This window comes from Glutamicibacter mishrai, assembly GCF_012221945.1.
In the GTDB taxonomy this organism is placed as follows: Bacteria; Actinomycetota; Actinomycetes; order Actinomycetales; family Micrococcaceae; genus Glutamicibacter; species Glutamicibacter mishrai.
In genome coordinates this window covers 2,189,257-2,201,729 of sequence record NZ_CP032549.1, presented here as the reverse complement: position 1 = coordinate 2,201,729, position 12,473 = coordinate 2,189,257, and the positions used below count along the sequence as shown (strand labels likewise).

The following is a 12,473-nucleotide window of genomic DNA, read 5'->3' as shown; positions in this document are numbered from 1 at the left end:
TCAGCATGACTGATTCACAGCGCCTTCCGGGCGACTCCTACGATGCGGGCATGGCCGTTCGCCGCGAAGTACTCGGCAACGAGCACGTTGACAAGTCCACTAATAATTCGAACGAGTTCACCGACGAGTTTCAGGAAATGATCACCCGCTACGCGTGGGGCACCATCTGGACTCGCGATGGCTTGACTCGCACTACCCGCAGCGCCATTACCCTGACCGCAATGATTGCCGGCGGTTACTGGGAAGAGCTGGAAATGCATGTTCACGCCGCACTGCGCAACGGAATGACGCCTGAGGAAATCAAGGAAGTCTTCCTGCAGTGCGCCATCTATTGTTCAGTGCCTGCTGCGAACGTTGCGTTTAAGATCGGCAAGAAGGTTCTGGACGAATACGCAGCAAAGTAGGTACCGCCCTCGCGGCTCGTTCTGCGGACAGCTCGCCAACGATGCGGAGCCAGAAGTTCAGATCAGTTTCCTGATCGTACGCCAGCGGCTGGAATCAGCGACGATTCCAGCCAGCTGCGTTCCTGATCGTTAAGCACTCGTGAGGACACCCCGTCAGCATCCAACGGAACCATCACAGTGGTCGAGTCGAACACCGGCTGGCCGTCCTGATAGCCGATACCCCGCACGGTGAATGACTTATTGCCGACCCGGCTGATCCCCATACGGATCACCATTTCAGGCTGGTAGTACAGTGGCCGTTTGTAGTCGATCTGGATGGAAGCCACGACCGTTCCGAACTCGAATCGACCGGTCCTACCATCTTCGCGAGTCCAGCGGATTCGGGCCTCTTCCATCAGTGTGACAATGCGGGCGTTATTCACGTGCCCCAATGCATCCTGATCCGACCAACGCAGCTGCAACACCATTTCCGTTGCGGCTGCCAATTCATCGGGTTGTGCTTTATTCATGTAACCCATTGCACCAGGATATCGGCTGGCTTCCGTGCCCATTACGGCTCATGAAGTGGATGCTTCACCAGAGGACACCCACCTTGAATCCTCGCTATTGGCCTCCAGACAGGTCCACTCCTGCGCAGGCCCGTAGAACCGCAGCGCGTCGGTGAACCAAAAAGTCCGGTCTGGATCCCAGCCGGCAATCACGGTGGAAAATTTCTCGTCGACTGCCAGACATTCGCCGGCTAGCGCCAGGTACGCAGCAATGCTCAAATGCACTCCGTCGTAACGACGTGCAACCGCCAACCAATCGGGGATCTTCCACGCGCCATCGCGCCCAGTGACTCGGTACCAATCGTGGCGCTTTTGCGCGGTGACGTCGATTCCCTGTTCTCTGCAGAGGTGTATCCAGTCTTCTGCGGTGGAGATTTCCAGTACATTCGCTGCAGGCGGCACGCTCATGATCTTGGCGCTGGCACGTTCCCAGCCGAATCCGTCTTCCACGCAACTGAGTCCAACGGGTTCTTTGTTGGCAAAAACTCCGGTGCTACTAGGCAAGAGCTGGTCAGGAACGGACCACCATTCTCCGCTAAGTGCAGCTGTCACCGGCACTGGCCTTTCTGCTGCAGCACGAGCTTCCGCAATGATCAACTGCTCTTTCCAGCGAAGCAACGTATCGATCGCTTTGCGGTCAGTCCGCTGAGGAACAACAACTGGATCCTGCTCCTCGAATTCGATGCGGAACTGGGCGCGTTCGTCCATGGCCGCCGCCCACTGTGCGGCCGCCGAAGAAGCTGAGATATGCTGTGCGACGCGTTCCAGGCCACGAACCAGCTCGGGCGCTGCCAGCAGAGTGTCGTGGCCGTCCGGTTCTTGCCAATAGCGTGCGGCATCTACCGAACGTGCCAACGCCGCTTGAAGCAGGGTTTCGGTGACCGGGACAAGTTCGTTGCCCTCAAGCAGCCGGGCAAGGCCAGCAGGACCGACCTCGGGCACATCGCTTTGTTCCCCGCAGAAGAGCACTACTCCGTCTCCCCGGGCCGATTCGATACTGTACGACGCATAGAACATCGCGGAGAGCAGAGGACGTTCGTCAGAAGTTGCCAGATTCTGTCCTTCGCTGGCGATGGCAAATTCCCACAACAGCCGCCGTCCGCGCTGCCCTTGCAGTAGTGCGTCAACAATCTCCATGCTCGCAACCGCTTTCTCTGATCACTGATAGCTAAATACGCCCAAGACACCTTGTAAGTATTAACGGATTCGATTATTCGACATTACCTGAGCGGGGGCTGTTATTCACCTTAGATTGACAGCGTTGGCAAAGGTCGGCCAAAGGGCCGGCAGATTGTCACCACCCCGGAGGAACGTACGTGAAATTCTTCGCTCGACCCGGCAAAACCAATCACATCACCCCACTACGAGCTACCGCAGGAGCACTCGTTGTCCTGGCAGCTTCGGCCGGTCTCACCGCCGCCAATTCCGCACCCGATCCAGAACCAGCAGCAAAGAAGACTGCAGACTGGAACTCGTCCGCTTACCGAGGATCAGTCCAGGTCGTCCGTGCACAAGATGAAAAAACAGCAGCAAAAGACAAGACCCTCGAAGGCGTAGTCTTCGAGGACAGCAACAAGAACTCCAAGCAGGACGCCAATGAGCCAGGCCTGCCCAACGTCACCGTTTCCAACAGCCGCGACGTAGTCACCACCGACGGCCAGGGACGCTACGAGCTTCCCGCTTTTGAGAACATGACCGTCTTTGTCACCCAACCTCGCGGCTTCCAGGTGCCAGTGGATGAAAACAACGTGGCCCAGTTCTCCTACATCCACCTGCCAGAAGGCTCCCCCAAGCTGAAATACGGCGGCATCGCGCCTACCGGCGAACTGCCCGAGGCCGTGAACTTCCCGCTGACGCGAAGTGCTGCCACCCAGTCGCCGAACCAGAGCTGCGCTATAGGTGCCGATGTGCAGACCTATAACCAGAAGGAAGTCGAATACGCTCGCAAGGGTGCCTTCGCCGACCTGGCCGCACGCACCGACTACACCGGCTGCGGCGCGCTGTTCATCGGCGACCTCGTGGGCAATGACCTGTCGCTGTTCGCCCAGACCCGCGAGCTGACTTCCATGCTCAACGGCCCGGCTCGCTTCCTCCCAGGCAACCACGACATCGACTTTGATTCCCTGGACGGCGTGCACGAGTTTGATACCTACCGCGCTCAATTCGGCCCTGAGTACTACTCCTATGACACCGGCAAGACCCACGTGGTCGCGCTGAGCACCATCGAGTACCCCACCAAGGTTCCAGCGAAGCGCAGCGACTACACCTACCAGCTAGGCAAGCAGCAGCTTGAATGGCTGCGCGCAGACATTGCCAAGGTGCCGAAGAACAAGGCCATTGTCCTGGCCGGCCACAGCCCATTGCTGGAATTCTTCTTCAACGATGAGCACACCACCAAAGAGGTCAAGGACATCTACAAGATTCTCAAGGGCCGTGAAGTGGTCTCCTTGGGCGGCCACACCCACATGTCCGAAAACCTTCGCAAGGGCGATTTGATGAAGGGCTGGCTGGACGAAGTAGGCGAAGCCGGCCTGCCATTTACCCACCTGACCGTTCCGGCTGTTGCCGGCCAATGGTACGGCGGACGAGTCACCGAAACCGGTTACCCGACTTCCCTCCAGCAGGATGGCACCCCTCCAGGTATTTTGACCTTGGACATCAAGAACACCAAGATCACCGAGCGGTTCACTCCCACCGGCGCAGATGAGAGCGATCAGATGGCTGTCGGCCTGAACACTCCTGCTTACCGCGATTGGTACGAGGAGAACGTCGACAAGGAATACGGCACCATCGCGCCTCTGAAGAATCCACTGTCGGTGAGCCGTGAAGATCTTGCCAAGGACACCTGGCTGACTACCAATGTCTGGATGGGCAGCACCGGTTCCAAGGTCGAGGTATCCATTGATGGACAAGATCCAGTCAAATCAACGCGTACGCAGTCGCTCACCGGAGAAACTGCCCGAACTGGTGCCAAGTATTCGGACCCAGTGGCTATTGCCGAGCAGTTTGTCTACGGCGGTGGACTGCCTGAGAAGACCAGCCACCTGTGGCGCCTTGAACTGCCAAATGATCTGAAGACCGGATCGCACACCGCTGAAGTGACAACCACCGATGTTCATGGTCGCTCCTTCACTGACAAGCTTAACTTCGAAGTCACCGACTAGTTTTCAGTCTGTGAGTGGTGGCTGGCGCATCGTGCGCCAGCCACCATTTTGTCTCCTGAAGGATTAAAGTCGCTCACGGAGCATAAAAACGCGTTGGTACGGCAAGCGAACATCTAGGATGAACTCATGCGCATTGCCATTTTGGATGACTACCAGAACGTTGCTACTGACCTCGCAGATTTTGAAGGCCTGGCGACCGAGCACGACGCCGAGCTGACAGTTTTTAATGAGCACCTCGGGCATGATGATGCAACTGTCTGCGCGGCGCTGAAAGACTTTGATGTCATCGTGGCCATGCGTGAGCGCACACCATTCCCGGCATCGAGGTTTCAGCTACTGCCTAACCTCAAGCTCCTGGTCACCACAGGCCGACGCAACGGAGCCATCGACTTGGAAGCGGCGGCCGCGCACGGCGTCGTAGTCTCGCACACCGGTTACGTCCCCACCGATGCAGTGGAGCATACGTGGGCGTTGATCTTAGCCGCCGCCCGCCGATTGGACGTGGAACTGTTCTCCTCAGCGAACCCGCGTTCCGAAGCTGAGCCGTGGCAAACGAGTTTCGGCATGGGTTTGTCAGGCAAAACCCTTGGCGTTTATGGCTTGGGCAATCTGGGTTCCAAGGTGGCGAAGGTCGGTCTGGCTTTCGGCATGCGGGTCATTGCTTATAGCCAGAACCTCACCAAGGCCCGGGCTACCGAGGTCGGCGTGGAATTGGTATCCGAGGCGGAGCTTTTTGCCACCAGCGACGTAGTGACCGTTCATCTGAAACTCTCGGAGCGAAGCACCGGCGCCATTGGCGCAAAGCAGTTGGCATGGATGCGGCCAGAATCCATATTGGTTAATACGTCGAGGAGCCGGATTGTGCAGACCGACGCGCTCGTCGCAGCCCTTGAAAACGAGCTGCTCTATCTGGCAGCGCTCGATGTTTTCGACACCGAACCATTGCCGGCCAAGGATCGTTTGCTGGGCACTCGTGGCGTGATTGCGACCCCGCATATTGGCTACGTAACCATTGAACAGTTTTCGATGTTCTACCGTGACGCGGTTGAAGATATCCGCGCTTGGTCTAGCGGTTCACCGATCCGCGTACTGAGCTAGGCAATTTGCGCCGAGGGACAAAGAAGTAATGGAGGATCGCCACTACGGCGGCCCACGCGGTTCCAATCAGCAGTCCCACCAGCACGTCTGAGACCCAATGATGCCCGATGTAGATCCGTGATGCGCCCATGGCCAGAACAAACAGTGTTGCCACGATCGAGATGAGATAGGCGTAGCGGCGCAGCCCGTAAATGATGGCCAGGTAGCTGGAAATGCCAATGAGCGCTGCGGAATTCAGCGTGTGCCCGCTGGGAAATGAGTAAGACAGTGGCGGCGTTGGACCGCCGGGAATTCCTTCTGGCCGGTGCACCTGCAGGCTCGCCTTGAGCAGGATGGTCAGCCCGACGGATACGAGTGCGGTTAGGGCCACTGCGATAAAGGGCCAGATACTTCGCGTTTTCCAGCTCAGCAGTCCGGTAATCAGCACCATGATGATGCTCATGCCGGGTGTTGATCCCCAGAAGTACAAGAAATCAGAGATTGCGAAAAGGACCGGCGACTGGTTGTCCAAAACCCATTGGTAGGTGGGTGCGTCGAGGTCCGTGGCCCAACCTCCGGCATGCAGTGATACCAATACACGTCGGGTGAAGTAGAAGATGGCAACGACGATGCCGAAGATCATCCAGAGCACCTGCACGCCGCTAGGTCGTTGGCCTGACGGAAGGGGTCTCGGATTTCTCATGTCCTCCATCGTATCGGTGCATGATTCAAAGCATCCAACCGAGGAATGCGGAACAATAGAAGTATGACAATCAAGGTGCTGGCAGTTGGCAAGAAACACGAGTCGTGGGTAGACGAAGGAATTTCCCGTTACGAGAAGCGACTCAAGAAGCCCTTTAACCTCACCTGGCAGTTGCTGAATCACTCTTCACGCGAGAACGACGCTGCTCGCACAGAAGAGTCGGCACGCATTCTGGCGAAGATCGATGACCGCGACTTTGTGGTGCTCCTCGACGAACGAGGCAAGAACATCGATTCTCCCGCCCTGGCAAACAAGCTGCGCTCCCCTATCGATTCTTCACGCAATGTTGTCATCATCATCGGCGGAGCCTACGGCGTTGATCCCACGGTGCACGCCCGCGCAGATTTCACTTGGTCGCTGTCCAAGCTGGTCTTCCCGCACCAGTTGGTGCGCTTGATTCTGACCGAGCAGCTGTACCGCGCACAGGACATCTTGGGTGGCGGAAAATACCATCACGTGTAAACCCGCCTATTGACTTTCCAAGTTGGAAAGACAAGACTTTCCATAACGGAAAGTGGGTGCCATGGTTTCGCCAAATGATCGTCCGGGACAAGATGACGCAGCGAGACTGCTGCAATCTGTAGCGCAAGAATCAGAACAGATGGTCAAGACCTCTGGAAACCCGCGTGGTTTGCTCACCAGCGTAGTCGCCGTCTCCGCTGTGGTCTTCACGCTGATCCAGGCCTATCCACCACAGGCTTATTGGCTAACACTGCTCTATCTTCCAATAATCCTTTGGTATGTTTTGGCTCAACGGGGTCGTGCAAAACCACGCACATTGATCAACAGTCCAAGTCTCCTGACGGGCGCTTACGCAGGATATTTCTTTCTATGCGTCCTGCTGATCAATTGCCTCAGGTTCTGGGATGCTACGCGAATGGAAGAAGTTCTCGCGAAAATTCTTGTCACTTTCATCAGTGGCATGTTCTTAGTGACCAAGATGCAAACGGCCTACAACAAGGCGCGCGTCGAGGACGGCAATGATCAAGCCAACTAGCAAGGCTCAGTTTGATGAGCTGATTCATGCTCCATTGCGGTTACGGATCTGTGCAAGCTTGGCCCCAGTTGAATGGGCTGAATTCGCGCAGCTCAAGCAGAACCTAGGCGTTGCGGATTCGGTGCTCAGCAAGCATCTGAAGCAACTGAGCGATACTGGGTACGTTGATATTGAACGGTTCACGAAACTGGGCCGCAGCCATGTGCGAGTTTCACTGACCAGGATCGGCCGTCGAGCGTATGTTGGCCATGTTGCTGCGTTGCGTGAAATTACTGCAGAATAAGATCTTCTCGAGTTGTTAACGAATGTCGACATCACAGAACAATTTCCAGTTCGCAACTGGCTACTCAAGTAATTGCGCTTTGGATGCGCCGAGTCGCCCTCTCACGACGAGTACTTTCGGCGCGTTCGATAGTAGTTGGAGCCGAACTTTAACGATCCAATTCTGTCCATGATGCGCTGGGCGGACCGCTAGTGGTCCGCCCAGCAGACGATCAAACAGAAATACCCAGATCAGCCTTTTCAGTTTCCTCTAGTTGCTGAGCTACAGACCGCGAGACCGCTATTCCGCTTTCAATGGCACCGTCGATGAATCCTCCCCAGCCATTAGCGATGTCGGATCCAGCAATTCGGATGAGACCTTCTGGACGCTGCAACTCAGCCAGAGATTCGCTGAGGAACCCGGTATAGTGCATTGCCCAAGTGGAACGTGATTGCTCGTCATCAACCCAGTTGTGTCCAGCGATTTCCAAGACTTCCAAGCCAGGCACGAGCGAGTCGAGGATTTGTTGCGCCGCGGCCCGGTCAGTAACGTCAACAGCAGCCGCTTGAGGCCCAAAACATACAAGAGTTGTTGAGTCTTCATCGATGTACTCTGCCTGGACAAAGTTCAACGGTGCATCTTCAGCCCCCATAGCAACAAAGCGTTCTTGCCGCCCTTTCACCTTGATCCACAACTTTGCGCCTCGACCGGCATGGCTCCGGCACGCTGCTTCTCGCTTCGCAGCAGAGAGCTGCGGCTGAATATCAATGTCATTCACAGTGGCTAGCGGTACTGCCAGAATTAGCTGACGGGCTGTAATCTCCTGACCATCAGCTGTTTGAACGTGGACGCGTTCTGCGTCTTGGCGAATAGAAACCACTGGTTGTTTCAGGCGTAGCTGCGCTGTGGAATCTTCCAAGATGGCTTCGGCGAGACGTCGGGTTCCGCCCTCGATTTTGAAGGTGGCGCAAGTTTCAAACATGAGCTGCCAGGATCCGCTAGCTGCCGCGCACCAGCGCAATGCTTGGGTGTAAGCCGCTTGATCCAGTAGACCGTTGAAATTTAGAGCCCAGAAAGAACGAAGTAGTTGACGTTGATCCTCAGACAGATCCAATCGGTCAATAGCTTCGGAAAGCGTCAAGCCATCGATGTCCGTTACTTCCGAATTCGTCAGTGGCGACCATGGCAACGGAAAATACTTGCGCGCATCTGCGAGCAATGCTTGGTTTGGGGCATCGAGCAGATCCATTAATTCGTCAGCATGCCCGCTGCGGTGTTGCCCCTCCACACTCCAATAGGCCTTGGTGAATTCGGGGGCGGCGATTGCCGCAATTCCATAGCGTCCCATCTCAGTCCACACGTAAGGCTGCGTCCAATGCACCCACGTTCCACCGAGTTCAAGGTTCCTTCCAAGGTGTTCCTCAAGATGAGTCCGGCCGGCGATACGGTCACGGGCTTCCAGAATAATCGTGTTGAATCCGCGTCGGGAAAGTTCGCGGGCAGCAGTAAGTCCGGCAAAGCCCGCACCGATAATGACAACGTCAGTAGTTTCCATGTCTGATCCCTAGCTGTAAACGAAGAATTCGACGGTGGGTTCAATAATGCTCCAGCGCGTCAGGGCGCCTTTGGACAATGAAGCCATTGAACCAGCGGTGAGATCAAAAGTTTCTTGCCCTTCGACCTCGATACGGATGTGACCTGAAACGATGTAAATCGTTTCGTCCTCGTTGATCGGCAAGTCGAATGGCTCCGGCGCCTGTTCAGGGGTAATTTGCCAAATGCCAGAAGCTAGCGCCTGATTGCCATTGTCACCGTTGCGGCGAAGCCACTGCACGGTGCCGACTTCGAATGGTACAAACTCGGCCGGATCGTGATGAGCGTGGAATACCTGAGACATGATGTTGGTACTTCTTTCGGTTGGTTGGAAATTGAAAATCTAAGCTCTGGAGTCCTGAGACTCTGGTTCGGAATCAGGTTGTAGTTCGCGCAGCAGCGGAAGCCTGTCCTGGAATCGACGCCTGATGACAAAGAGAACCAGTGAGAGCAAAAGTATGCCTACGCCGATGGACAGCTCGAAGGTTCCGCCGTATCCGGATATTTCGGATGATGCCGCTCCCACAATTAAGACCGCGGCCCCGTAGACGGTCGTGACGACGGCCAGAGGTATTGCTGCACGACCGAGCCTAAAACTTCTCGGCGCCTCCGGCCGATCAATCCGGAGAAGAATAAACCCGGAGACTGCGAGCAATATCGCCAAGAGATATCCCATATTTGCGGCGACAAGAATTGAAATCGGATTAGACACAAAGATGACTAGCAAGATATTCATAACAACTGCAGTCACAACAGCCCTAGCAGGTACCTGATGTCTGTTCAGCTTTTCGAACTGGCGAGGGACCAGCCCATCCACGGCTGCACCGTAGAGTGCTCGTGATCCGTCGGCCATGCTGGCGTTGACACCCATAAGTAGCGCACCAATGGTGATAAGCAAGGCAGCATCGCCAGCAAATCCCGCAGGCAGCACCGCAGCGAATCCGTTAACGAATACGGCGGAAGGATCAGCAACAGCGTCGGACTGCGAGACGAGCCCTCCAACGCCGATAGGGGCCAATGCAAACATCATGAATGTAAAGGCACCAGAACTCGACAACGCACGCCGAGCATCTTTGGTGCTGCGATACTCGGGGGTGAACGCGGCGCACATTTCTGTGCCGTAGGCTGTCCATCCAACAAGGTAGAGCCAGACAGCGGCGTCCTTCCACCCTCCCCAGTGATCAGCACCGGGTTGGCCCAGCCCCCACGTTAGATTACTGACATTCCATTGGCCGCTGACCAGTGGGGCGACGACAAAAGTGAGCAAAGGTATCAGCAACAGTGCACCGAAAATCTTGTTTACCCAAGCTGCCGGTTGTGCACCGAAGAGGTTAGGGACCATTAGTGCCGAGATGAGCACGATGCCTATCAGCTGCGCCGGGCCTACCTGCACAATTCCCAAGTTCAGGGCCCACGTTGCCTCTGGGAACCAGCGAACTTGGATGATGGCTCCAGCCGTAAGACTCACTACGGAAATGACCGCCGACCAGCCAAACCAGTAACCAAACGACGCCAAAGCACCGGCAGGGACAAATCGTCCTTTCCACGCTTCATGAGCGTAGATCGGTACGCCTCCTGGCTTATCCGGAAACATGGAAGCCATCTCTGCGAACAGGTGGTTTTGCGCCCAGCCGATACCGGCCGCCAGTGCCCAAACAAACATGGCCGATAGGGCGCCGATGGCAGCCATAGTCGCGCCGAAGGATACAAAGAGACCGCCAGAGACAGCCATCGCAAAGGCAAACGCATCTTGCCAACGAAGCGTGCGATGGAGCACTGGAACAGAGCTATTGGGGTCGAACGAGTCAGGCATGGAGGGCCTTTCGATCACGAGTTAAGACCGCGAGGCAAGTAGTTCACACGGCCGCTGAGGCGTGTTCCGCCTCACATGCTTTAAAACTATGCAACTGCTTAGTTTTAGTGTCAAGAGATATTTTTGGGGATTAGACTCGTAATGTGAATACGACGCGGACGACCAAATATGGCCAAGGTAAAGACGCGCTCCTGGCAGCAACCGTCAAGGTGGTGGCCGAGCGTGGGCTTCACGGGTTGACTTTCCGAGCAGTTAGCGAAGTCGCGCAGGTTAACAACACTCTGATCAGCCATCACTTCGGCACGAAAGATGCCTTGTTACACGAAGCCGTAGCCTGGGCAACTGCCCGCTCCATGCGACTGAGCGACATCTCTTCCACTGATTCAATCGACAGTAATTTCGCTCGCGAATTAGTAGAACTTGTTGATCGCGAACCACATCTACAAATGTTCCAATATGAATTCATTCTCGAATCACGAAGACGTCCCGATCTCCACGATGAAGCGGTCGCGCTCTACGAAGGCTATATAGGAGCACTGGAGAACTTGCTGACAAAACAAGGGCACGTGAATACGCGGCCGTTGGCACGCGCAATTTTTGCGACTTTAGACGGCCTGGTGCTCCAGCAACTCACCGTGGCAGATCCCAAGTCGGTGCAAGACGCGATCGAATGCATCGAAAAACTGCTCGAGGCAAATTTGTCCACCACCCAGGTAGATAGTTCTAGCTAGGAGGCTTGTACCGAAGAAGAAGGTGAAGGCTTTCGAAGCGGTAGGCTACGAAAATGGCAATCAGCGACACAATTATCAGAGCGGCTGAAGCGTCGGACGCCGCTGAATTCCACGAGCTGGCTCGATTATTCACCCCGGGACTGGCAACAACGCTCAGGGGCTTTGAACCTAACTTCCTGACATTGCTACAGAACTCGAATTGGCATCTGGCCGTCGCCGTAGAACAAGATTCACTGAGCGGGTATGTCGCAGCGCAAGACTATGGGCGCGGTCTACGGGGTGCGTTTTCTGTTGGCCGCATACACGACCTCTTTGTCGCACCTGGTTCTCGTCGAAGCGGTACCGGGCGTGCCTTGGTTGAGTCAGCTTTCGCTTGGGCAAGACAACGCCCAGCCCCAATGATTCTGGATTGGCAGGCAACACCTGAGTCGGTCGCCTTCTACGAATCGTTGGGATTCAAGCCTGATTTTGTCGGCGACTTCCCCGAATATCCCGGATTCACCCTCGACCTACGTCGCGTTGCCGAGCGCTGACCAAAATGCAGACACGCTTCTATCGAAAATCGGTACTGTCTCGTAGTTAGTCCCTTAGAGCCGCTTGCTCCAAGCAACCTCGCGTTCAAGCTGACCGGTTTCAGTAAAGAGCTGAACCTGGTGCGTCGAAGCTAGGGCCAACGCAAGATCATCCGTGTGCGCTGAGCTGAATCCTGCTTTCTGCCAAAAAGGACCAGACCTGCGACTAAACAGCCACGCTTGTTTTGCTCCAGCCTCGACAGCTCGTTGCATCGCAAATTCTGCAAGATCCAAGCCGATTCCGCCGCCACGTAGCTCGGGAGCTACCGCGACACTTCGAATCAGTGCGTGCTGGCCGTCTTCGCTGCCTTCATACCCAGTGGTGGCGAAAATGCGTCCCGTCGTTTCATCCCGTGAGATCCACAAATGCACGTTGGGCGAGTCCAGCCCGCTCAAGGTGAGGTCAGCGATGCTGAGGAATTCCGAGATCTCCGCGATGTCGGCGTTGGTCGCACGAACAAGATTGAGCATCCTTCAACGCTAGCTATCAGTGGTTCGATCCTCGAATTATGACTCTGCTCGGGGCATCAAATCAGCTACTGATTTTCC

Annotated in this window: 15 protein-coding genes; 8 read left to right on the top strand and 7 right to left on the bottom strand. The window is 55.7% G+C overall.

Annotation, left to right across the window (positions count from 1 at the left end):
* Window positions 1-5: 5 nt before the first annotated feature.
* A complete protein-coding gene (gene pcaC, locus D3791_RS10370; RefSeq protein ID WP_172512129.1) occupies window positions 6-404 on the top strand; it encodes a 4-carboxymuconolactone decarboxylase in 399 nt (132 codons plus the stop codon).
* Between the two features lie 62 nt (window positions 405-466).
* Here pcaC and D3791_RS10365 read toward each other — a convergent pair whose 3' ends face one another.
* A complete protein-coding gene (locus D3791_RS10365; RefSeq protein WP_172512128.1) occupies window positions 467-913 on the bottom strand; it encodes an acyl-CoA thioesterase in 447 nt (148 codons plus the stop codon).
* A 48-nt stretch (window positions 914-961) separates the two neighbouring features.
* Window positions 962-2,089 carry a hypothetical protein gene (locus D3791_RS10360; protein WP_022875515.1) on the bottom strand — a complete coding sequence of 376 codons (1,128 nt, stop codon included), beginning with the start codon at window positions 2,087-2,089 and terminating at the stop codon, window positions 962-964.
* 179 nt (window positions 2,090-2,268) lie between these two features.
* On the opposite strand from D3791_RS10360, the gene D3791_RS10355 reads away from it, so the two are divergent.
* Together D3791_RS10355 and D3791_RS10350 are read left to right on the top strand one after the other, a co-directional pair.
* Window positions 2,269-4,116: a calcineurin-like phosphoesterase C-terminal domain-containing protein gene (locus tag D3791_RS10355; RefSeq protein ID WP_172512127.1), complete on the top strand. Its 1,848-nt coding sequence runs from the start codon at window positions 2,269-2,271 to the stop codon at window positions 4,114-4,116.
* A 126-nt stretch (window positions 4,117-4,242) separates the two neighbouring features.
* Entirely contained in the window at window positions 4,243-5,214 is a 972-nt protein-coding gene (locus D3791_RS10350) for a D-2-hydroxyacid dehydrogenase family protein (protein ID WP_172512126.1), read from the top strand.
* Here the strand turns inward: D3791_RS10350 and D3791_RS10345 are convergent.
* Window positions 5,183-5,896, bottom strand: a complete 714-nt coding sequence (locus tag D3791_RS10345; protein WP_172512125.1) for a phosphatase PAP2 family protein — start codon at window positions 5,894-5,896, stop codon at window positions 5,183-5,185. The genes D3791_RS10350 and D3791_RS10345 overlap by 32 nt on opposite strands.
* Before the next feature lie 63 nt (window positions 5,897-5,959).
* Between D3791_RS10345 and D3791_RS10340 the strand changes: the two genes are divergently transcribed.
* From D3791_RS10340 to D3791_RS10330, 3 genes are all read left to right on the top strand, one after another.
* Window positions 5,960-6,418: a 23S rRNA (pseudouridine(1915)-N(3))-methyltransferase RlmH gene (locus tag D3791_RS10340; protein ID WP_172512124.1), complete on the top strand. Its 459-nt coding sequence runs from the start codon at window positions 5,960-5,962 to the stop codon at window positions 6,416-6,418.
* Window positions 6,419-6,479: 61 nt separating this feature from the next.
* Window positions 6,480-6,953, top strand: coding sequence for a hypothetical protein (locus D3791_RS10335; protein WP_172512123.1), 474 nt, complete (start codon window positions 6,480-6,482; stop codon window positions 6,951-6,953).
* Window positions 6,937-7,236: a transcriptional regulator gene (locus tag D3791_RS10330; protein WP_022875509.1), complete on the top strand. Its 300-nt coding sequence runs from the start codon at window positions 6,937-6,939 to the stop codon at window positions 7,234-7,236. Before D3791_RS10335 ends, D3791_RS10330 begins: the two co-directional genes overlap by 17 nt.
* A 211-nt stretch (window positions 7,237-7,447) precedes the next feature.
* Here the strand turns inward: D3791_RS10330 and D3791_RS10325 are convergent, their stop codons facing one another.
* The 3 genes from D3791_RS10325 to D3791_RS10315 are packed head-to-tail and all read right to left on the bottom strand — an operon-like array spanning window position 7,448 to window position 10,621.
* Window positions 7,448-8,770: a flavin monoamine oxidase family protein gene (locus tag D3791_RS10325; RefSeq protein ID WP_172512122.1), complete on the bottom strand. Its 1,323-nt coding sequence runs from the start codon at window positions 8,768-8,770 to the stop codon at window positions 7,448-7,450.
* A 9-nt stretch (window positions 8,771-8,779) separates the two neighbouring features.
* Complete coding sequence (locus tag D3791_RS10320; RefSeq protein ID WP_022875507.1) at window positions 8,780-9,112, bottom strand: cupin domain-containing protein; 333 nt, start codon at window positions 9,110-9,112, stop codon at window positions 8,780-8,782.
* A gap of 39 nt (window positions 9,113-9,151) precedes the next feature.
* Window positions 9,152-10,621: an APC family permease gene (locus D3791_RS10315; protein WP_172512121.1), complete on the bottom strand. Its 1,470-nt coding sequence runs from the start codon at window positions 10,619-10,621 to the stop codon at window positions 9,152-9,154.
* Between the two features lie 143 nt (window positions 10,622-10,764).
* On the opposite strand from D3791_RS10315, the gene D3791_RS10310 reads away from it, so the two are divergent.
* The gene (locus tag D3791_RS10310; RefSeq protein ID WP_172512120.1) at window positions 10,765-11,352 is read left to right on the top strand and encodes a TetR/AcrR family transcriptional regulator; all 588 of its coding nucleotides are present in this window, start codon (window positions 10,765-10,767) and stop codon (window positions 11,350-11,352) included.
* Window positions 11,353-11,405: 53 nt separating this feature from the next.
* Complete coding sequence (locus D3791_RS10305; protein ID WP_172512119.1) at window positions 11,406-11,885, top strand: GNAT family N-acetyltransferase; 480 nt, start codon at window positions 11,406-11,408, stop codon at window positions 11,883-11,885.
* 54 nt (window positions 11,886-11,939) lie between these two features.
* On the opposite strand, the gene D3791_RS10300 is transcribed toward D3791_RS10305, so the two are convergent.
* Window positions 11,940-12,395 carry a GNAT family N-acetyltransferase gene (locus D3791_RS10300; RefSeq protein WP_022875503.1) on the bottom strand — a complete coding sequence of 152 codons (456 nt, stop codon included), beginning with the start codon at window positions 12,393-12,395 and terminating at the stop codon, window positions 11,940-11,942.
* Window positions 12,396-12,473: the final 78 nt, after the last annotated feature.